Source organism: Moritella dasanensis ArB 0140, assembly GCF_000276805.1.
GTDB lineage: Bacteria > Pseudomonadota > Gammaproteobacteria > Enterobacterales > Moritellaceae > Moritella > Moritella dasanensis.
On sequence record NZ_AKXQ01000021.1, the window covers coordinates 1 to 21,215 of the forward strand.

General features: G+C 40.2%; 20 protein-coding genes. 6 read left to right on the top strand and 14 right to left on the bottom strand.

Features of this window, described 5'->3' with window-relative positions; genetic code table 11:
* Positions 1-94: 94 nt before the first annotated feature.
* Positions 95-649, bottom strand: coding sequence for a D-glycero-beta-D-manno-heptose 1,7-bisphosphate 7-phosphatase (gene gmhB, locus A923_RS0116005; RefSeq protein ID WP_017222697.1), 555 nt, complete (start codon positions 647-649; stop codon positions 95-97).
* A gap of 264 nt (positions 650-913) precedes the next feature.
* On the opposite strand from gmhB, the gene metN reads away from it, so the two are divergent.
* The 6 genes from metN to A923_RS0116045 all read left to right on the top strand — a co-directional run bounded on the left by metN (position 914) and on the right by A923_RS0116045 (position 6,308).
* Positions 914-1,948: a methionine ABC transporter ATP-binding protein MetN gene (gene metN / locus A923_RS0116010; protein ID WP_017222698.1), complete on the top strand. Its 1,035-nt coding sequence runs from the start codon at positions 914-916 to the stop codon at positions 1,946-1,948.
* Entirely contained in the window at positions 1,938-2,594 is a 657-nt protein-coding gene (locus A923_RS0116015; RefSeq protein WP_017222699.1) for a methionine ABC transporter permease, read from the top strand. The genes metN and A923_RS0116015 overlap by 11 nt, the downstream gene beginning before the upstream one ends.
* Before the next feature lie 30 nt (positions 2,595-2,624).
* Entirely contained in the window at positions 2,625-3,431 is an 807-nt protein-coding gene (gene metQ, locus A923_RS0116020; RefSeq protein ID WP_017222700.1) for a methionine ABC transporter substrate-binding lipoprotein MetQ, read from the top strand.
* A gap of 212 nt (positions 3,432-3,643) precedes the next feature.
* Positions 3,644-4,567, top strand: coding sequence for a hypothetical protein (locus A923_RS0116035; protein WP_237716230.1), 924 nt, complete (start codon positions 3,644-3,646; stop codon positions 4,565-4,567).
* Positions 4,568-4,712: 145 nt separating this feature from the next.
* The gene (locus A923_RS0116040; protein ID WP_017222704.1) at positions 4,713-5,261 is read left to right on the top strand and encodes a YtfJ family protein; all 549 of its coding nucleotides are present in this window, start codon (positions 4,713-4,715) and stop codon (positions 5,259-5,261) included.
* A gap of 213 nt (positions 5,262-5,474) precedes the next feature.
* The gene (locus A923_RS0116045) at positions 5,475-6,308 is read left to right on the top strand and encodes a TIGR03899 family protein (RefSeq protein ID WP_017222705.1); all 834 of its coding nucleotides are present in this window, start codon (positions 5,475-5,477) and stop codon (positions 6,306-6,308) included.
* 31 nt (positions 6,309-6,339) lie between these two features.
* On the opposite strand, the gene cysQ is transcribed toward A923_RS0116045, so the two are convergent.
* From cysQ to nqrE, 13 genes are all read right to left on the bottom strand, one after another.
* Positions 6,340-7,128: a 3'(2'),5'-bisphosphate nucleotidase CysQ gene (gene cysQ, locus A923_RS0116050; RefSeq protein ID WP_017222706.1), complete on the bottom strand. Its 789-nt coding sequence runs from the start codon at positions 7,126-7,128 to the stop codon at positions 6,340-6,342.
* A gap of 18 nt (positions 7,129-7,146) precedes the next feature.
* Positions 7,147-7,788, bottom strand: coding sequence for an adenylyl-sulfate kinase (cysC, locus tag A923_RS0116055; protein ID WP_017222707.1), 642 nt, complete (start codon positions 7,786-7,788; stop codon positions 7,147-7,149).
* A 7-nt stretch (positions 7,789-7,795) separates the two neighbouring features.
* Positions 7,796-9,526 carry an SLC13 family permease gene (locus A923_RS0116060; RefSeq protein ID WP_017222708.1) on the bottom strand — a complete coding sequence of 577 codons (1,731 nt, stop codon included), beginning with the start codon at positions 9,524-9,526 and terminating at the stop codon, positions 7,796-7,798.
* Positions 9,527-9,535: 9 nt separating this feature from the next.
* Positions 9,536-10,957: a sulfate adenylyltransferase subunit CysN gene (gene cysN / locus A923_RS0116065; protein ID WP_017222709.1), complete on the bottom strand. Its 1,422-nt coding sequence runs from the start codon at positions 10,955-10,957 to the stop codon at positions 9,536-9,538.
* 15 nt (positions 10,958-10,972) lie between these two features.
* Positions 10,973-11,881 carry a sulfate adenylyltransferase subunit CysD gene (gene cysD, locus A923_RS0116070; RefSeq protein WP_017222710.1) on the bottom strand — a complete coding sequence of 303 codons (909 nt, stop codon included), beginning with the start codon at positions 11,879-11,881 and terminating at the stop codon, positions 10,973-10,975.
* 175 nt (positions 11,882-12,056) lie between these two features.
* Positions 12,057-13,109, bottom strand: a complete 1,053-nt coding sequence (gene dinB, locus A923_RS0116075) for a DNA polymerase IV (RefSeq protein ID WP_017222711.1) — start codon at positions 13,107-13,109, stop codon at positions 12,057-12,059.
* A gap of 241 nt (positions 13,110-13,350) precedes the next feature.
* Positions 13,351-14,013, bottom strand: coding sequence for an outer membrane protein OmpW (ompW, locus tag A923_RS0116080; protein ID WP_017222712.1), 663 nt, complete (start codon positions 14,011-14,013; stop codon positions 13,351-13,353).
* 212 nt (positions 14,014-14,225) lie between these two features.
* On the bottom strand, positions 14,226-15,356 hold the full coding sequence (locus tag A923_RS0116085) for a TDT family transporter (RefSeq protein WP_017222713.1): 1,131 nt from the start codon (positions 15,354-15,356) through the stop codon (positions 14,226-14,228).
* A gap of 237 nt (positions 15,357-15,593) precedes the next feature.
* The gene (locus A923_RS0116090) at positions 15,594-17,888 is read right to left on the bottom strand and encodes a M4 family metallopeptidase (RefSeq protein WP_017222714.1); all 2,295 of its coding nucleotides are present in this window, start codon (positions 17,886-17,888) and stop codon (positions 15,594-15,596) included.
* 179 nt (positions 17,889-18,067) lie between these two features.
* Positions 18,068-18,292 carry a (Na+)-NQR maturation NqrM gene (gene nqrM / locus A923_RS0116095; protein WP_017222715.1) on the bottom strand — a complete coding sequence of 75 codons (225 nt, stop codon included), beginning with the start codon at positions 18,290-18,292 and terminating at the stop codon, positions 18,068-18,070.
* An 8-nt stretch (positions 18,293-18,300) separates the two neighbouring features.
* Positions 18,301-19,290, bottom strand: coding sequence for an FAD:protein FMN transferase (locus tag A923_RS0116100; RefSeq protein ID WP_017222716.1), 990 nt, complete (start codon positions 19,288-19,290; stop codon positions 18,301-18,303).
* Between the two features lie 45 nt (positions 19,291-19,335).
* Positions 19,336-20,556, bottom strand: coding sequence for an NADH:ubiquinone reductase (Na(+)-transporting) subunit F (nqrF, locus tag A923_RS0116105; protein ID WP_017222717.1), 1,221 nt, complete (start codon positions 20,554-20,556; stop codon positions 19,336-19,338).
* 48 nt (positions 20,557-20,604) lie between these two features.
* Positions 20,605-21,213, bottom strand: a complete 609-nt coding sequence (gene nqrE / locus A923_RS0116110; RefSeq protein WP_006033405.1) for an NADH:ubiquinone reductase (Na(+)-transporting) subunit E — start codon at positions 21,211-21,213, stop codon at positions 20,605-20,607.
* Positions 21,214-21,215 lie beyond the last annotated feature (2 nt).

Genomic DNA, 21,215 nt, shown 5'->3' on the forward strand with positions numbered 1-21,215 from the left:
TCAGTGGGAGCGATTATAGAGATCTGCGTTTTATTGGCAAGTTCTTTTATTAAAAAAAATGCAATCGCTCAAATAGTAATCACAAAGTATATATTTAGTCTTTAATTATCGCCTTAGCTGCAGATAAAAGGTCGTGAAATACACCATCAGCGACTTTAGCGCCTTTTTCACATACAACTTTACCTGTCGACACTAAATAATTACCTTTAAGCTGTGATTTTTGACCTGCTTGAATATCAGATAATTTATCACCCACTAAAAACGACTGTTTAAAGTCAATATCCAGTGCTTGTGCTGCACTATCCAACATCCCAGTATTTGGCTTACGGCATAAACAGTCTTGCTTATAATCACCGATACCTTTGTCAGGATGATGAGGACAATAATAAACACCATCTAGATCAACCCCGCGATCAGCAAGTAATCCGCACATCCATTCAGTTAAGGTCATGAATTGATCTTCGCTATAATAACCCCGTGCAATACCTGACTGATTAGTGATAACAACAATAAGATAACCATGTTGCTTTAATAGTTGCATTGCTTCAATACTGCCTTCGATAAATTCAAAGTCATCAATTTGTGAAACATAACCTTTATCTTTATTTATCACACCATCGCGATCTAAAAACACAGCTGGAGTCGCCACTACTTTTCACCTTCATTTAACTATGAAATACAATCGGTCATTATTCCACGCCACCAGAATTTCGCAATCGTTACCTTTTTAATCTCTAATTCCTTTTTATTACCTAATAATGATATAAATAAACGTTTAGACGTCTAGATGTAAAAAAGTCCATTGACTTTATTCCACTAACTAATTAGCATATGTATCCAGTTACTACTTATATATAAAGAATTAATATCTACTCTTATATATTAATTCTTACTTTTCGTTTTGGGCGTTGAAATGATCAAATTAGCAAATATAAATAAAATATTTGAAACTACAGAAAATCCTGTTTATGCCCTAAAAGACGTTAACTTAAACGTTAAACGTGGTGAAATATTCGGTGTAATTGGCTCATCAGGTGCAGGTAAAAGCACATTGATACGTTGTGTAAATCTACTTGAAACACCAACTTCGGGTTCAATTCAACTCGATGGCGTTGAGTTAACACAATTAAGCAAAGCAGAGCTATGTACTGCAAGACGTCAAATAGGCATGATATTCCAACACTTCAATTTACTATCATCACGCACAGTATTTGATAACGTGGCACTGCCACTTGAATTAGCTGGTATATCTAAAAGTGAAATTAAAGATAAGATCACGCCTCTGCTTGATCTTGTTGGTTTAACGACAAAGCATAACGCCTACCCCGCTGAATTAAGTGGTGGTCAAAAGCAACGCGTAGCGATTGCACGCGCGTTAGCGTCTGAACCTAAAGTATTGCTTTGCGATGAAGCAACATCAGCACTCGATCCAAGCACAACAAAGTCGATTTTAGCGTTATTAAAAGATATCAATGAGCGACTCGGTCTCACCATTCTACTTATCACGCACGAAATGGAAGTCGTAAAGAACATCTGTCATCACGTCGCGATCATCGATAAAGGCGAACTTATTGAACAAAATACCGTTGCTAACTTTTTCGCTAACCCGCAAACAGAATTAGCACAAATCTTTATTGAAGCAACGATTAACCTTGAAATTCCAGATGAATACAAACAGCGTCTGTCATTAAATAGAAAAGATAACTCAATGCCATTAGTGCGCCTTGGTTTCACCGGTAACAGTGTTGATTCAGCGGTTATTTCCGAAGTAAGCCGAACTTTAAATGTTGATGTAAACATTTTAAGTGCCGATATTGAATTTGCTGGCGGCATTAAATTTGGTTATATGCTTGCCGAGCTTATTGGTACGAAAGAAAACACCATTGCTGCGAAAGCATTCTTCCAACAACACGCAGTTAACGTAGAGGTTATCGGTTATGTCGACTGAACAAATGATTAATTTACTTTTCACTGCGACCCTTGAAACATTGGTGATGGTTGGCATCGCTGCTGCAATTGCGTGTTTACTTGGCATGCCGACTGGCATCTTATTACATGTAACAAAAGCAGATGGCATTTTAGAAAACAATAAATTAAATAATGTATTAAGCATCATCGTCAATATTGGACGCTCGGTACCCTTCATTATTTTACTTGTCGCTATTATTCCGTTTACACGTCTCGTTGTTGGCTCATCAATCGGTACTGGCGCGATGATCGTGCCATTAACCGTCGCTTCAATCCCATTTATTGCGCGATTAATTGAAGGTGCATTATTAGATGTTCCGACAGGCTTAGTTGAAGCGGCGCAAACCATGGGTGCAACACCGTTACAAATTGTAACGAAAGTGCTTATACCAGAAGCAATGCCAGGTATTATCAACAGCATTACCATCACGTTAGTGACATTAGTAAACTATTCAGCAATGGCTGGGACAGTTGGCGGCGGTGGTCTTGGTGATGTCGGTATTCAGCATGGCTATATTGGTTTTAACCCTACAATTATTTTAATTACCGTTATTTTACTGGTGATCATCGTCCAGATTATTCAATCTATCGGTGAACGTTTAGTCAGTAAAGTCGACCACAGATAATAATCTTAACAACTAAAGGAAGTAATAATCATGGATTTTTCACTAAAGAAATTAGTATCAGTAACGGCTATCGCATCAAGTGTATTATTGGGTGCATGTAGTGGCGATAAAGACTCGACAGTATTAAGAGTGGGTGCAATGGCTGGCCCTGAAGCTGAAGTTGTTGAGATTGCAAAAAATATCGCTAAAGAAAAATATAATCTTGATATTGAAATTGTAACCTTTACCGATTATGTCACACCAAACCGCGCTTTAGAAGAAGGCAGTATTGATGTAAATGCTTTCCAACATAAGCCTTACTTAGATGCTCAAATCGAACAACGTGGTTACGATATTACAGCAGTAGCAAACACATTTGTTTACCCAATTGCCGCTTACTCAACGTCAATAAAAAGCGTTGACGAGTTAAAAGAAGGTGACAAGGTTGCAGTGCCAAACGATCCAACAAATCTAGGTCGTTCGTTATTATTGTTAGAACAGCAAGGTATCATTGCACTTAAACCGGGTGTTGGAATCAAAGCTACTGAATTAGATATTACAGCAAACCCATTCGGTGTTGAGATTATAAAATTAGAAGCAGCATTACTAGCGCGTAACTTAGAAGACGTGACACTTGCTGTAATAAACACAACATTCGCGACTAAAATTGGCTTATCACCAACAAAAGATGGTGTATTCGTTGAAGATAAAGAATCACCATACGTAAACTTAATTGTTGCACGTAATGACAATAAAGATTCAGAGAAAGTGAAGCAGTTCATCGCGGCATTCCAAACACAAGAAGTGTATGAAGAAGCGAACAAAATATTTAATAATGCAATCGTAAAAGGCTGGTAATCAGCTGTTAACTGCGCCAAGTAAATTAGCGTAATAGCAACGATGTTGAATATATTGTGTGGTTGATAACAAAAAATAATTTGTATTTTTTTTGATATCAATCACATTTTCTACCAAGCTTAGTGAATCGCTCATTACCTGAGATTCATTCAATGTCTCACTCTTCATTGTGTAAAGCCCCTTTGTGGTCATCTATCGCCACAAGTATAATAATGTTTCTGTCTGTCCCCGTAATGGCATCACTGTCAGGTGATACCGATGAGCGACATAATCTTTCTTCAAGCATGATGAACCTGCCTAACAGTGAAACAAATTCATTTTCAATAAACTGGCAATGGACAGATAAAGAAGGTAAAAACTTAAAGGTTAACTCATTTTTTGACACTGAAATTGTCGAAACATCATTATTAGACAGTTATAAATTATCCTTCTCATTAAGCTACCCCATCAAAGCAATTCATACCTACCTAACGCCAAGACTTGAATTTGCCATCGAGCGCATTAATTTTTATACCCCAGATGATCAGGAAAAGCTGATTGATATCAGATATGCGTTTACCAATAAAGATGACAGCAATGCATCACAGCTTTTTTGGCAAGCATACGACCAATATCAAAATGATGCCTTCTATCATCTTAAAATAACCCCGTGCGTTCACCCTGATAACAAAGATCTGCCTTGTGTGAGACCGAATTACTCTCAACTTTTTTACGAATACAGAGCCTACCTAAAAGACATAGCAACACAGTTAGCTGAGCAACAGTCATTCACCACGGCCGTTAAAAATGCGCAACAATGGGTGTATGCGATCCCAGATAGAGAAGAGCATGACGACAGTTTCTTTTCGCCCATCAGCGTATTAAAAACCAATGAAGCAGACAGCGATGAAAAAGTACTACTACTCGCGACATTGATTAGTCAACTCGCACCCGAGTATGAGCTTTTCATGCTTTATCCATCTGACAGTATTGGCAGCGTCTCTCCAGTCTGGTTAACGATTGATAGTAAAAGTGGTGTTGAAGGCCAAAAAATAATGATTAACGAAAATCAATACACAGTAATCTCAGGTTCTAAAACAAAATTAGATAAAATCCTTTCCTCAAACACAGAATTAATTAGTGAATCATTATATTGAGCACATATTTGGGTTTTCCGATCAGATTATCTTGGTAAATATAATAATATGTGAAATTATTACATTCAAAGTAGCGAGCTATTTTGCTATCGAATAAATGTAATTCCATCTCATTTTCATATTTATATTTATAAGGATAAAAATAATGAAAAGAATACTGGCGGCGATCACCTTATCTCTCACTTCATTTATTGCTTTAAGCCATAATTTGACCATCGGAGAGCTCTTACCTCAAGTAACCATTGCAGAGAAAGGTTACGTAGATTTAGTTGAAGGTGAGTTTGAATACCGCCAGTGGTCTACAGGTGAATTACAAAACAAAGTTATTTTAGTTCAGCATATTGCGGGTCGTACGTCGGCAAAAGAATTGAACGAACCTATGATTGATGCATTGAAGAGTTCTGACTTTCCATTCGAAAAATATAACACCGCAACGCTCGTTAATTTAGATGACGCGATTTGGGGTACTGGCGCCATCGTAGCCAGTCAAATAAAATCAAACAAAGAAGAGTTTCCTGATGCTATTTTCGTTGTCGATGAAGATGGCGATCTCCGCAATCAATGGGGACTCACTGAAGACAGCTCTGCGATCATCCTGTTAGATCCTGCAGGGAAAATCCTGTTCATCAAAGATGGTGAAATGAATCCAACAGAGATTGATAACGTGATAGGGCTAATTAACGCGAATATATAATAGAGTTATCTAAGCTACCGTAAGAGGCACAATGGGCGAGTCAACTCAATTTATGAGCACATGACTCGCCTACATGATTTCCAGATATCATCCCTCATAAAAATATTCCTCGCTATCTAACAAATTCACTTCCCAAAACAATACTTTTATTGCCATATCAGGTATAAATAAAGGCTTACTCCCACACCATTTTAATACGCTGCTAGGTTTACTATGTCTGTTACTGATACCAATATAAATACCAATATAAATAAAGTTGAATCGAATATTTTAAACAGTATTCAACAGTTACGTAAAGTTGCCAAAGAACGAGGCATCGATGGTATGTTAACAGTCAATAAGCATACGACATTTGAACACAGGGCCATTCAGCGGGTTAACCAAGAACAGATAAAACAGCAAAAAAACCTAGAAAGTATTGTCATGCGTGCGAATAATTTCTGTGATGACGTCACCAGTGAGAATATAGACCCTGATTGGCTGGGTGCATTCATGTCCATGGCAAAAGATATTTCAGGTCTACATATGCAAACACTATGGGGACAAATTTTTGCGTTAGAATTAAGTCACTCGGGTAGTTTTTCGGTAAAATCATTACGCACCCTCAATCAAATGACACAACGCGAAGCGCAAATGTTTCAGGTTGCTTGCAACTTAAGCTCGCAGGTCGGTAATGACTCTAATCGAAAGATTATATTGAATTGCCAAAATAACAGCAAAAGCTTCTTGTTGTTTAATAAACCACAATTTAAATCGATCAACTTAGGCCGACACAAATTACCTTACAGTAGCTTTTTAACGTTAGCGGATCTGGGGTTAATTCATCACAATGAATTAGAAATGGTTAATTTACCTTTAGATAAAGATCTACCGATAAGCTATGGGGAAGAGACGTTAACAATGAAAGTCAAAAACCGTTCATCGCGTATGAAGTATTACCGCTTTACTAATATTGGTGATGAACTGGCTAAACTCATCCCTCACGAAAGCAAGGGTGAATATTTCGCAGAGCTAACCAGTCATTTACATCATGCGTTCCATTTTTAAATCGATACCCAAGTTACTTCAAAATGCTATATCACTTAGCAACAACAAAAAATGGATTTAATACCGACTCTTGATGGTTATACAATAAAGGTGAACCATCAAGTTGTACAACCTTAGCGCCTGCAGCACAAGCAACGGCATGTCCAGCGCCGGTATCCCACCAACAAGTAGGGCCTAAGCGTGGATAGCAATGTGCACTGCCTTCAGCAATCAAACAAAACTTCAGTGAACTGCCAACCGGTATAATATCAGTGTCTTTATAACGCGCTAAATACAAGGCCATTTCAGGACTTGCATGAGAACGTGAACCGACCACTTTAACTGGTTCATAATCAGGTATTGCTAATGCACTTAATTGGGTTGTCTCGCCTGCATGCAATAAAAATGCACCTTGCGTTGTCGTGTAATATAACTTGTCTAAGACTGGCGCATAAACAACGCCTAATATTGGCTGTTGATTGTGGATCAAGGCGATATTAACGGTAAATTCACCATTACGTTTGATGAATTCTTTGGTGCCATCGAGTGGGTCGACTAGCCAAAATGTTTGCCAGTGCTTTCTTTCATCCCAAGGAATACTACTTCCCTCTTCAGATAAAATCGGAATGTCAGGAGTGATAGTTCGTAAACTTGCGACAATAATGTCATTGGCAGCAACATCAGCCTCCGTCACCGGCGAGTTATCATCTTTCATATCAACTTTAAAATCACGCTGATAAATCTCTAAAATTTCTTGTCCCGCAGCCACTGCAATATCATTAATCTGACTGACTAAATGATCGATTGAATGATCGATTGAACTATCCTTTAAATTATCCATTTATTGACCACTACTCCCTTATTTAATATGACCTTGCTGGGCAAGATACGTAATGATCTGTTGCACTGACATAGACACAGGATTATTACCATTATCTAAATACAGTTCAGGTTCAATTGGCGCTTCATACACAGAATCAATACCGGTAAAATTCTTGATTTCACCTGCACGGGCTTTTTTATAAAGTCCCTTCGGATCGCGCTGCTCACACGTGGCAAGATCGGCATCCACATGTATTTCAATAAACTCATTGTCACCGAGTAGTGAACGCACTAATTCACGCTCTTGACGATGTGGTGAGATAAATGCTGTTAATACAATAACACCCGCATCAACCATTAACTTTGCCACCTCTCCCACTCTGCGAATATTTTCTTTACGATCGTCATCACTAAAACCCAGATCACCACATAAACCAAAACGCACATTATCGCCGTCTAATAAATATGTATGGTAACCGGCTTTGTGCAACTCATTCTCGAGTGCGCCAGCGACGGTCGACTTACCTGAGCCACTTAAACCAGTAAACCAAAGTACGCAAGGTTGCTGCTGTTTGTTCGCTGCTCTTGCTGCTTTATCAACACTATGTTGATGCCATACGATATTGTCAGTTGCTGGTACTGTTGCGCCAGCCTCTTTGTCCTTGATAATTGTAGTCATTACACGCTCACAGATAAAATGGGAATACATATGGGATCATGATTAATACCACAGTGGAATAGACAATCGATGTCGGTACACCGAGTTTCAGATAGTCTGATAGTGCATAATTTCCGGCACTATAAACCATTAAATTTGTTTGGTAACCATACGGCGAGATAAAGCTCGCACTGGCACCAAAGATAACCGCCATAATAAAAGGCAATTCACTCACGCCATAACTTTGCGCCAAGCTAAACGCGATGGGAAATGCGAGCGCAGCGGCAGCGTTATTGGTGATTAATTCACTGAGTAATAATGTCGCAAGGTAAGTTGCAATAAATGCAGCAAGTACACCCCAACCATTAAATGCCTCTAATAAATAATCGGCTAATAAATCAGATACACCGGTAGTTTGTAGCATATTCGATAACGCCAAGGCACTACCAACCACAATCCACAGATCGAGCGGTAAACGTCTGCGGATTTCTTGCAAAGATAACGTGCCACTCATACATAATAACAACACGAATATGACCAGCCCTTTCAATAACGGCAAGGTGCCAGTGAGTGCTAACGCAATCGTCGTTACAAACCCAGCTAAAACGCCAATACTTCGATGATCACTTAAGCGTGTGGCCGCATCTAAGCCACTGACGACAACAAAATCACGATTCAGATCTTTGTTGTTTTTAAATTCAGCTCCTGGCGCCAACAATAATGTATCACCGGCACGTAAACGTACATTACCGAGCCCGCCTCGCAACGGGCTATGACCACGGCGAATAGCCACAACCACAGAATCAAAATGCGCTCTAAATTTACTTTCTTTAAGCGTTAAACCATTTAATTTTGAAGAATGACTGACGATCACTTCAACAAGATGCTGACCATTCAACTCGCCTTGGCCGAACAATTTCAAGCCTTTAATATCTTGTAGAACACCGACCGAGTCAACGTCACCACAAAACAACAACTGATCGTTCGCTTGCAATACTTCTTCTGGACAAACGGGACAAATAACCTCGCCATCCCGTAATATTTCCGCAAGATATAGCTGTTTTAGCGCACGTAAATTGTTTTCAGTAATGGTTTTTCCAACCAGTTCTGAGTTTGGTTTTACATGTGCTTCTAAAAAATAAACTAATTCTTCCGTCTCATCTTGGCTGTGGTCGGGTAATCGGTGGCTCATGGTAATAAGCACAACCATTCCCGCAAGAAAACCAGCTAAACCGATAATAGAAAATTCAAAAAAACCTAATGGCGGAAGCCCTGCATCAACCACAAAACTATTAACAATAAGATTGGTCGAAGTACCAATCAAGGTCAAAGTACCGCCAAAGATAGCAGCATAAGAAAGTGGAATAAGTAGTTTAGTAGGTGCATGGGTATTATTACGCTTCACCGCACCAATAAGTGATGCAACAACAGCGGTATTATTAGTGAAAGAAGATAATAGTGCAGTAGAGAAACCTAATTTTGCCACCACAACGGTAAAACGCCCCGTGGATAACTGTCGCCCAATCCAACTGATTAAACGTGTTTTTTCAATGGTAATCGAAATCAATAATAATAAAATTAATGTGATAAGAGAAGGATTGGTAAATCCAGCCATCACTTGTGGCATCTCAATAGAGCCGGACAAGTAAGCGAAGATAACCATCGCACCAAATAAACTTGAAGGTCGAAACTTACCTGAAATAAGTAAACCTATAAAGATCACCAGCGAGACTAAAATACTTCCCTGTATCACATTCATAACAACGTCCTACAGCTTGCTAATATCGACAGCTTGCCATTTTGGGAAGTGCTTGCGTACTAACGCATTCAATTCAACTTCAAACTCACTAAATTCGTGTAAGTGAGTACTTCCTTTAGTATCGAGTACTTGCTCAATCATGCCCGCACCAACAGTGACGTTAGTCAGTCGGTCAATAACAATAAAGCTACCCGTGTCAGCAACGTCTTGATAGTTGTCAGCTGGAACGGCTTCAGTTAGTGTTAACTCACATAGACCGATTTCATTCAGTGCTAATTCTGTCGCCATCGATTCTTCCAGCGTATTCACATCAACCTTATTACGGATCGCTGTAAATTGACCTGTGGTCTGCTTGCTCGACAATTTGATATCGTATTGACGACCAATTTCAAGGGCTTGATCTGACATCCATACCACGTTTGCGACAAGCGAATCAGAGATAACTGGTTGCTGCGTAGCCGACACTAAAATATCACCACGGCTCACATCAATTTCATCAGTAAGGGTTAACGTAATTGCCTGGTCTTGATGTGCTGAAGCAAGTTCACCATCGAAAGTAACAATCGATTTAACCGTACTTGATTTACCTGATGGTAAAACAACAACTTTATCGCCGACACTAATTTGCCCAGCTGCAATCGTACCAGCAAAACCACGGAAATCGAGATTAGGACGATTGACGTATTGCACTGGTAATCGGAACGGCTTATCAAGCGTGCCATCAGAGGTATCAACCGCTTCTAAACATTCTAATAATGTACGGCCCTTGAACCAAGGCGTACGCGTAGAACGGTCAACGACGTTGTCACCCTTTAACGCTGATAACGGTGTGAACTCGATAGTAATATCGTTTAACTTCTCAGTAAAACCTAAGTACTCTTCTTTGATCTCTTCAAAACGTTGCTCAGAAAAATCAACTAGATCCATTTTATTCACGGCAACAACAAAATGTTTAATACCCAATAATGAGGCAATATAAGAGTGACGTTTAGTTTGCGTTAATACGCCTTTCCGTGCATCAATCAAGATCACAGCAAGATCACAAGTAGAAGCACCCGTGGCCATATTACGGGTATACTCCTCATGTCCCGGTGTATCAGCAATAATAAATTTACGTGTTGCTGTCGAGAAATAACGGTATGCTACATCAATGGTAATGCCTTGCTCACGTTCAGCAGCAAGACCATCAACTAATAAGGCTAAATCAATTGCTTCGCCAGTTGTACCTGACTTTTGGCTATCAACATGTAACGCCGCTAATTGATCTTCATAGATCTGGTGCGAGTCATGTAATAAACGACCAATAAGGCTACTTTTACCATCATCAACACTACCGCACGTTAAAAAACGTAATAGGCTTTTGTGCTGTTGTTGGTGTAAGTAGGTTTCGATATCTGTTTGTGCTAATTCATTTGCTATTTGACTGTTCATCTACCCTGCTCCTACCTAGAAATAACCTTGACGTTTCTTCTGTTCCATTGAAGCTGAAGAATCATGGTCAATCATACGTCCTTGTCGTTCACTGCTTGTCGCCAGTAACATTTCTTCAATAATTTCAGGTAATGTTAATGCTTCAGATTCCACAGCACCTGTTAATGGGTAACAACCGAGCGTTCTAAATCGCACCATCTTCTCTTCGATTTTCTCACCCGCTTGTAACTTCATACGATCATCATCAACCATGATCAACGCGCCATCACGTTCGACAACAGGGCGTTTTGCGGCAAGATAAAGCGGCACAATTTCAATTTGTTCTTGATAAATATATTGCCAAATATCCAGCTCGGTCCAGTTTGATAATGGGAACACACGAATGCTTTCACCTTTATTCACTTGGCCGTTATAAGTACGCCATAATTCAGGACGTTGGTTTTTCGGATCCCAGCGGTGATGTTTATCACGGAATGAATACACGCGTTCTTTAGCACGTGATTTTTCTTCATCACGTCGTGCACCACCAAATGCTGCATCAAAACCGTATTTATCCAGCGCCTGTTTCAGACCTTGGGTTTTCATAATATCGGTATGCTTTGAACTGCCATGATCAAATGGGCTACAACCCATCGCGATCCCTTCAGGATTCTGGTGTACTAACAGGTCAAAACCGTATTTCTCTACAGTCTTGTCACGAAATTCAATCATTTCGCGAAACTTCCAGTTAGTATCAACATGCAATAATGGAAACGGTATTTTACCTGGGTAAAAAGCCTTGCGTGCAAGGTGTAGCATTACAGATGAGTCTTTACCGACTGAATACATCATTACCGGATTATCAAACTCTGCAGCCACTTCCCTGATTATGTGGATACTTTCAGCTTCCAGCTGTTTAAGGTGGGTCAACCTCTGTTGATTCATCTTCTACTCCATCAGACCAAATTGGATAATTTCATATCGTTTGGATCAATATAGTCCTTTTACTTATAACCGCCAAAGAACAAAAGCTGATTCTTAATAACTTTTAGGAATATAGGGAAATAACGGAATGATTATAGAAAGCGAAAGGACATTATTGAATAGAATAAATTCGATGCTAAAACAGCAGGTTATATTGCTCACTGTCATTGTCGCCAGCAAGGCCGACATATAAACCAATTAAACGAATACTGCGTTGTTCTTGTTTTGTCAGTGCTTGTGCATATAAGTCAGTGAAAAGGTGCTCATCGAGGGTGGTGATGCTTTGCTCGGCACTGGTGAGGGTAAAATCATTAAATTTTAACTTAACGCCTTGCTTAGTTATGCGCATATCTGGTGATGCTTTTTGCAGACGTTGTAACAGCGTTTGATATAACTGCGGAAATAAAGCCATGCATTGATCTAACGTGACAATATCTTCAGGTAACGTGATTTCAACCCCTACCGATTTACGGTTACGTTCGTTACAAACGGGTCTATTATCAATGCCCTGACAGCGTTCTAACAAACTGTGGCCGAGCTTTCCAAAGCTTTCAATAATGTCTTCTGCAGGGAACTTAAGTACGTCAGCACAAGTATATAAACCAACGCGATTTAGCTTTTGCCAAGTCACTTTACCCACACCAGGGATCTTGTTCAAGGCTAAGTCAGCAACGAAGGATTTCACCTGTGATGGGGTAATAACGAACTGTCCATTAGGTTTATTAATATCTGACGCAACTTTAGCCAAAAACTTAATGGGTGCAACACCCGCTGACGCAGTAAGTGCTAACTCAGATTCAATAACTTTACGAATATCTTCGGCAATTAACGTCGCACTACCAGAGAATAATTTACAGTCAGTAACGTCTAAATAGGCCTCATCTAACGACAGCGGTTCGATCAAGTCGGTATAGCGAGAAAATATTTCATGGATCTGGGCTGAAACGTCTTTATAAACCTGCATACGTGAGGGTACTAATGTTAAATCAGGACAGAGCTGCAACGCTTTATACGAAGACATAGCTGAGCGCACACCATATTGACGGGCTATATAGTTACACGTTGCTATCACGCCACGGCGATCGCTCATGCCACCAATCGCGATAGGGATATCTTTGTAAGCAGGATTGTCCCTCACTTCCACATTTGCGAAGTAGGCATCCATATCGATGTGGATAATTTTTTTCATAAGCTTAACGAGTCATAACCAACTAAGTTGTACAACATAAATAGCACTGTATAAAAGATCAGTTGATTATAATTAAAATTAAGGCTGAGAACAAATGATTAAATAACAAATGACAGAAATAAAAGATAACGCAGAGAAGAGTGGGCAATAAATTTGAAGGATATAAACAGTCAAAAACAAAACAAGGTGCCAATGCACCTTGTTTTGTTTAGCTAATATAAACTATAAACTATAAAACTAATTAAAACACATAACCGATACTAACCATGTAAACCAATGGATCAAGGTCTGTTTTGATTTTATAGCTATCAGCGCCAACATCAAATGTTACATCAGTACTGATATCTGCATACATCACAGATGCGTTTACAAGCCATTTATCGTTAATCATATAATCAACACCAACCTGTGCAGCGAGTCCCACTGAGTTACTCATATCAAGATTACTTAAGCCAGCACCTGTTCCTGTTGAATTTAAATCCGTATCAAAGAACACTGTAAGGTTAACACCAGCACCTACATAAGGACGGAATTTAGAGCTTGCATCACCAAAATAATATTGTGCCAGTAATGTTGGAGGTAAATGGCTTACTTCCGCAATCACACCCGTATCTTGTAGTGCAACTTCATGAGTAAATGGCGTCGCAGCAACGAGTTCAATACCAATATTATCTGTTGCCATATAAGTAAAATTAAGACCCAGCTGGGTATCATCATTCACTTGGAATTCACCTAAATTACCTACACCAGCAATATCAACATCAGCACTAGACTCATTTGGAGCAACCATCATTGCACCTGCACGAACAATAAAATCACCTTGTTGATGAGCAATAGCCGGGGCTGCAAGCGTTGCTGATAATAGAGAGGCAGTGATTAATCCAGATAATATGTTTTTGTTCATGTAGTGCTCCATAAATTCGAGTATGTTTTTCATTTCAAATACCGTTTGTTTACAGTTGATGTTCTTTTGCATCATTTAGTAACAAACAGTTAACTTAGACATACTTTGACATATACACGAAACAACATATTGATATAGATCAACCACTTTGTGATTACTCACAAGTGGGTACCAATTAAATGAAACTATTTTTTAACATTGAAAATTAACGATTAATTATTATCTTTATCGTGACCTTTAGCGACCTGTACTGCAGGTGAGTTAATTGCGGGTTTCAAAATGTACCCACCTTTAAAGCCTTTTATGGTACCGATTGCAGCAATAACCCAAGCACAAATGAGCGCAGCAAACAATATAATAGCGGCCCATTGAAACACAGGTAAACCAGTATGCAATGCGAGTTGGGTAGTGCCTGTAACACAAGTGCCGACAGGAAATGTAAAAGCCCACCAAGTCAGTGCGAAAGGCATTTTTCTGCGCATAGCCCGCACAGTCAGTAATCCTGCGATGCATGACCAGAATACTGCAAAGCCCCAAACTGGAACACCATAGAGTATCGCCATGGTATTTAAACTACTCGCAATCGGTTGATCGACAACCGCCAAGGCCACAGTTCCTAAAGCGCCAATAGCGGTGATAGATTGACCAAGCGGTCCTAACACGATCCACAATGTTGGCACGCGTGCCCCACCAGAGCTACCAGCATGGGCTAAGCGATTCCAAATCAGAGTAATTATAATCATCGCTGCGATCAAGCTGACACCAAACATCGCATAGCAGGCATACAAAAGAGTTTGCTGTAACACGATACCTTCGGCATGCGGAATAAGCATCGCGCCAATAGTGGCAGAGACCATCGGCGGTACAACCGGCATTAACCAACCACCAAAAGCAGCGTGACTATTAACTTCATAGTGGGTGAAAAGCCGAAAAGGAATGATCACTGCACTCAATAAACCGGCGACAGTACCCACTAACCATAGAGTCCAGGCAATTGTCAGCACCGTTTCTGGGGCAAAAATATGGTGACCCATTAATATAGTCCCCCCCGCGATAGTCAGCAAGGCCATCGGAGGCGCACCAAAAAATTGAGCCATGACAGGATCGTTAAATTGACGTTTGATAATGTCAGGGCGAGTGATTGTCTGTACGGTCTTAATCGCTAACATGACGATTAATAACATGGCAGCTAACAGCCAGACAATCAGCGCAAAGCCAGTAAGATGGATGCCGATTAGTGGCAGTCCTATCGCGGCGTTAGCAATAATCCCGGTTCCCATCACCGAAGCAAACCAATTAGGACCAATTTCTTTACCAAATTTAGCTTCTGTTTTAACGCTCATTAATGTCTCCACACACAGTGTAATTTTGTATCTTGATTAACCATCTAAAATATTATATCGCAAAAATAGATATCGCTGAGGATTTACCACTATAGTACTTTATCGTCGAGGGAGAAATAAGGTAGGTTTAAAAAGCTATAAAATACAACGCTGCACTTTATAGCCAGATGCTTGGCATAAACTAAATGATGTTACTTTCGTTTACCATCATGCATTAATAGACACTAGAAACCCATTCTACGGTGTCACGTTAGAACAGACAGGCTCCTGATCTGTAACTTCACAAAGCTGGTAAGAGTTACTGCTACTTCCCTCGCTATCTTTATACACACCATCGTTTTCAGTATCGACTACACGCTTATGTTCTTCATCGTTACGGTTAACATAAATTATAACCCTCTCTGTCGTTGCACCTGTCCAGCTTAGCGACACGAATTTGTTATTACGCCCGCCCTTTTCAGTGGCAATTAAGGTTATATCGCCTGTGGGTAACGGCGGTGTTTCTCCACTTGTATCGGGGGAATAAGTCGCCGTTAACTTGACCGAAGGAAAGTTACTAAAAGCATAAACGGCAATATATAGCTTTTCACCCGCTACAGGTATATCTAAGTCAGGCATCCCTGTATTAGGCATTTCACAGATTTCGTCACTACTTGGTGTATACGAACCACAATCGAATACGCCATCTGCGATTAATGGATCAACCTCTGGTGAATCACCAAATTTAATATATAAGTCTGCGTCACCAGGATTAGTATTTTTACCTTTGGCAGTATTACGTAATACCACATCCAGCTTTGTCGCTTCAGCGTGCACATCAAGTACCCAACAACGCCATTCACCGGCAACACCACTGAGGTTATCTGTAGGTATTCCGTTAGCTAAAGGTGATGTTACAATATTGCTGTCATTACACACAGGTCCCGGTGGTGGTTTGGGTATGCCGACTTGTGCGAATGCAGCTTCAATATCAGTAATATCGGCTACGCCTGCAAACTTATCAGCACTATAATTGAGTGATTCAGCGGCATCTATTAAGCCTTCATAAGCATCATCAAAACCATCTCTCGCGGTCCAATGATTTCGGTTCGCTGTTGCAAATAATATAAACGCTTTCTTCACATTCCAACCAGGAGTATTCGCTAACAGGTAAAATGCACGGTTATATACACCACTAGAGTAATGCACATTCATGCCATTGTAATAATTCGCAGCATGTTTGATTGATGATCCATCAAGCGTCGGATCCTCCATATAACGAAGTGCGCCGATTTTTTTAATATCAGCGCCAACCTGAAAGTCAGCATCGACTTTCATATAAACTTCAGCAGCTTCGCCGGCAATATCTGAAAAGGACTCATTAATACCACCGGACTGCCCGGAGTAAATCAAACCAGAATACTGTTCGGTAAAACCATGGCTGACCTCATGCGCCATTACATCAAGGCTAACCAGTGGATAGAAAGTGCTATCCCCGTCACCAAACGTCATCGACGAACCATCCCAAAACGCATTTTCATAGTTATTACTATAATGTACACGCAGCATTAATTGCATTGGGTCCTCAGTACCCGGTATCACCAAAGGCGAAACACCTAACCATTCATTGTACATATCAAACACTACGCCACCAAAATAGTGAGCATCATTGAGCGGGCTGTATGCATTATTAATCGTTTGATAGGTATTCTCATAACTGTTGTCAGCACTACCGCCACAGGTAAACGAGAAAGGGGTTGAGCCAGTTGTACCATGATTTAGATTCACCGTTTTAACATTCGTACTGTTCATCACGCACGTCGCTGCCGCCGCATCGATATCTACATCTAACATATCTAAGTCTGTCCCGAAGTAATAACGGCCGGTCTTAACATTACCACCCGGCCCAGTCGCAACTTCAACATGGGCTAATCCTTCATACTCAAATAATACCGAGCCATCATATGCATCAACCAGAAAAGTCGGGCGTGTTGGTTGTCCACCAATCGCGCTATCAGCAAAAAAACTCACCGCATAACTTAATTTAGGTTTACCTGCATCAAGGAATATCGCCAGCTCAGATGATTCGTCACGAAATATCAGCGGGCTATTGTTATTTAGTCGATTGTTTGATCGATTTTCAACTCGGGATTTCATGGTATCAAGCGCACTATCAGCACTGATAAAAGGCATGATATCCAGCGGTGATACACTGATATTTTTAAAAATACGGCCGTTAACATAAACGGCTTTGCCAGATGGGTCGCGATTAATAATGATCTCTTCTCCCCATATCGGCACACCACGATAGGCTTGGCGATAACGAGTATGACTGGATCCACGTTTATCAACGCGTGACTTTGACTTAATTAATGTTTGGTGTGGAGATAGATTGAATGCATCTTTGAGCGTGGCGCTTTGATTAATTCGTTGTAATACTTGAGGTGAGTTATTTAATGACCGAGTTAATGATTTGCTGTTTGCAGCAAGAGCGGAACCGCTCGATAAGCTTAAAACAACCACTGCAACACTAAACAGTAGATTTAAATTCACAATCACTCCCTACCAAACTGGTTAATACAGGTGAGAGTAAAGTATAGAATAATTCGGAAGTTATTCCACTCCAGAACGCTGTTGCTAATGAGTTTTCTTCAGGGGGGAATCGGTGAGGTTAAAGAGAAGAAAAGCTATAAAGCACGTCCTGCACTTTATAGCTAGATGCTTGGCATAAACTAGATGATACGATTTTCGTTTAACATCTGCTGTTTAGCTTCTTCTTTTGCCATTTTAGCTTTGCGCTTTTCGCAAGGATCGGGGCAATCACACGCCTTTTCCATTCCTAAACCACTAATACCACCACAGCTACCTGTGATAGTCTTTTTTTGCACAATATAACCGATAGACATACCAGCAATAACTAACGCAAAAATAACAAATGTTGCAGCAAAATAAGCCATATTAGCCTCTATTTTAAATAAGGTTCGAACTGTTTGGTATACACTTCATTATAACCTGAATCTGACTTCGAAATCATCAAAACAGCTAACTCTTGCTGTTTTGCAAACTCAAGGCCGTCTTTCTCACCCATCACCATTAACGCCGTTGCTAGTGCATCAGCCGTCATTGACGAAGCATGGATCACCGTTACAGATACCAGCTTATGCTTAATTGGTTTACCGCTTGTCGGGTCAATGGTATGCGCAAAACGCTCACCATCTAACTCGTAATAATTGCGATAATCACCAGATGTTGCAATCGCATTGTTACCAACCGCAATCACTTCTTGCACACTTTGATTGTCACTCGTCGGCTTCTCAACCGCAACTTGCCAATCAATACCGCGTGCATTAACACCATTAATACGCAGTTCACCACCCACTTCAACCAGGTAATTTTCAATACCTAAAGAAGCAAAGTAATCAGCGATAACATCAACGCCATAACCTTTCGCAATCGAAGACAAATCAACGTATAACCCATCAATGTCTTTGCTTAACGTCGTGTCAGTAGCAGCTAAATGTTGGATACCAATACGTAGCTTAATTTTATCTAATTGTTGCTGTGATGGTATTGTTTCCGGTTTATTATCCGGACCAAATCCCCACAGATTCACTAACGGACCAACGGTTACATCAAGTGCACCATTTGTCAGCTTATTCAAACGAAGAGCTTCTAGCACTACTTTTGCCGTATCACGAGATACTTCAAAACCACTAACCGCAACGCTTTGATTAAAGCGCGATAACTCTGAATTAGGACGATAAGTCGACATCTGATCGTTAACTAATTCTAAACGTTTATCAATCTCGATTTGGATGTCTTGCTTATCTTGTTCAGACAGTGGGAAACCCACAACCTTCATATGATAAGTAGTACCCATAGTAGGACCAGAAAACAGTACTTCTTCTGTACTTTTTTGTTCACTACAACCAAGAATGAAAATGGCTAGCCCCATCAGAGCTAGCCATCGATACATCGATTTGAATTGAATCAAAAAATATTAGCCAAAGTCATCTAGCATGATATTTTCATCTTCAACACCAAGGTCTTTCAGCATACCGATAACAGCAGCATTCATCATTGGTGGACCACACATGTAGTACTCACAATCTTCTGGCGCTTCGTGATCTGCTAAGTAGTTCTCAAGAATCACGTTATGGATGAAGCCTGTGTAACCTTCCCAGTTATCTTCTGGTTGTGGATCACTCAGTGCAACATGCCATTCAAAGTTTTCGTTCTCTTTTGCAAGCATATCGAAATCTTCAACATAGAACATTTCACGCTTAGAACGCGCACCGTACCAGAATGAAACCTTACGTTTTGTATCTAAACGGTTTAACTGATCGAAGATGTGTGAACGCATTGGCGCCATACCAGCACCACCACCAACAAATACCATTTCATTGTCAGTTTCTCTCGCGAAGAACTCACCAAATGGACCTGAAATCGTGACTTTATCGCCCGCTTTTAAGCTAAAGATGTACGAAGACATCTTACCTGCAGGTAAAGACAGATCACGCGGCGGTGGCGTAGCAATACGCACGTTAAGCATGATAATACCCGCTTCTTCTGGGCAGTTAGCCATAGAATAAGCACGGATAGTCTCTTCATCAACTTTAGATTCAACATCGAAGAAACCGAAGTGTTTCCAGTCGCCACGGTATTCATCAGGAATTTCAAATTCTGAATATTTAACGTGATGAGCAGGCGCTTCAATTTGGATATAACCACCGGCGCGGAAAGGAACCACTTCACCGTTTGGAATAGCCATCTTAAGTTCTTTAATGAAAGTAGCTTTGTTATCGTTAGAGATAACTTCACATTCCCATTTTTTAACACCAAAGATTTCTTCTGGCAGCTCAATATCCATGTCAACTTTTACGCTAACTTGGCATGATAGACGTTCGCCATCACGAGCTTCACCTTTAGAGATATGGTCAAGTTCAGTTGGTAGAATATCACCACCACCTGATTTAACTTTCACACGACACTGGCCACAAGTACCACCGCCACCACACGCTGAAGAAACGAAAATACCGCTTGCCGCTAGTGAACCTAAAAGTTTACCACCTGCACCAGTAACCACAGATTTCTCTGGGTCACCATTAATACTAATTGTAATATCACCTTCACTTACCAGTTTAGACTTAGCAAACAGAATTACTGTTACTAGTGCTAAAACGATAATTGTGAACATGACTACGCCGAGAATGATTTCCATCGACTTATCCTTTGCTCTTGAAACATGCTGACCGAAGCCAGCTGTTTGTTATAACTGAATACCAGAAAATGACATGAAACCTAGCGCCATAAGACCCGCTGTAATAAAGGTAATACCTAAACCACGTAGTCCATCTGGCACATCTGAATATTTCATTTTCTCACGAAGACCAGCCATCGCAACGATAGCTAACATCCAACCTAGACCACTACCAAAACCATATACTACTGATTCTGTGAAGTTATAGTCACGCTGTACCATGAAAGATACACCACCGAAGATTGCACAGTTTACTGTGATCAACGGTAGGAAAATACCCAGTGCGTTATATAGAGCTGGTAAGTATTTATCTAATACCATCTCTAAGATTTGTACTAGTGCAGCAATTACACCAATGAACGTAATGAATCCTAAGAAGCTTAAATCTGCTTCAGGGAAACCAGCCCATGCAAGTGCACCTGGTGCAAGTACGCCACTATAGATAACTTGGTTAACAGGGATTGAAATTGTCAGTACAGCTGTTACAGCTACACCAAGACCAATCGCTGTTGTCACTTTCTTAGATACAGCAAGGAATGTGCACATACCTAAGAAGAATGATAATGCTAAGTTTTCAATGAAAATAGCACGTACGAACAAACTAATATAATGTTCCATCG

Excerpts from the sequence above, each read along its gene's own strand:
- cysC (WP_017222707.1), bottom strand. The coding sequence starts at position 7,788 with ATGACTACAATTATCAAGGACAAAGAGGCTGGCGCAACAGTACCAGCA.
- dinB (WP_017222711.1), bottom strand. The coding sequence starts at position 13,109 with ATGAAAAAAATTATCCACATCGATATGGATGCCTACTTCGCAAATGTG.
- nqrE (WP_006033405.1), bottom strand. The coding sequence starts at position 21,213 with ATGGAACATTATATTAGTTTGTTCGTACGTGCTATTTTCATTGAAAAC.
- nqrF (WP_017222717.1), bottom strand. The coding sequence starts at position 20,556 with ATGGAAATCATTCTCGGCGTAGTCATGTTCACAATTATCGTTTTAGCA.
- ompW (WP_017222712.1), bottom strand. The coding sequence starts at position 14,013 with ATGAACAAAAACATATTATCTGGATTAATCACTGCCTCTCTATTATCA.
- cysD (WP_017222710.1), bottom strand. The coding sequence starts at position 11,881 with ATGAATCAACAGAGGTTGACCCACCTTAAACAGCTGGAAGCTGAAAGT.
- A923_RS0116035 (WP_237716230.1), top strand. The coding sequence starts at position 3,644 with ATGTTTCTGTCTGTCCCCGTAATGGCATCACTGTCAGGTGATACCGAT.
- metQ (WP_017222700.1), top strand. The coding sequence starts at position 2,625 with ATGGATTTTTCACTAAAGAAATTAGTATCAGTAACGGCTATCGCATCA.
- cysN (WP_017222709.1), bottom strand. The coding sequence starts at position 10,957 with ATGAACAGTCAAATAGCAAATGAATTAGCACAAACAGATATCGAAACC.
- A923_RS0116085 (WP_017222713.1), bottom strand. The coding sequence starts at position 15,356 with ATGAGCGTTAAAACAGAAGCTAAATTTGGTAAAGAAATTGGTCCTAAT.
- cysQ (WP_017222706.1), bottom strand. The coding sequence starts at position 7,128 with ATGGATAATTTAAAGGATAGTTCAATCGATCATTCAATCGATCATTTA.
- A923_RS0116015 (WP_017222699.1), top strand. The coding sequence starts at position 1,938 with ATGTCGACTGAACAAATGATTAATTTACTTTTCACTGCGACCCTTGAA.
- A923_RS0116100 (WP_017222716.1), bottom strand. The coding sequence starts at position 19,290 with ATGGGGCTAGCCATTTTCATTCTTGGTTGTAGTGAACAAAAAAGTACA.
- nqrM (WP_017222715.1), bottom strand. The coding sequence starts at position 18,292 with ATGGCTTATTTTGCTGCAACATTTGTTATTTTTGCGTTAGTTATTGCT.
- A923_RS0116060 (WP_017222708.1), bottom strand. The coding sequence starts at position 9,526 with ATGAATGTGATACAGGGAAGTATTTTAGTCTCGCTGGTGATCTTTATA.
- A923_RS0116040 (WP_017222704.1), top strand. The coding sequence starts at position 4,713 with ATGAAAAGAATACTGGCGGCGATCACCTTATCTCTCACTTCATTTATT.
- A923_RS0116045 (WP_017222705.1), top strand. The coding sequence starts at position 5,475 with ATGTCTGTTACTGATACCAATATAAATACCAATATAAATAAAGTTGAA.
- metN (WP_017222698.1), top strand. The coding sequence starts at position 914 with ATGATCAAATTAGCAAATATAAATAAAATATTTGAAACTACAGAAAAT.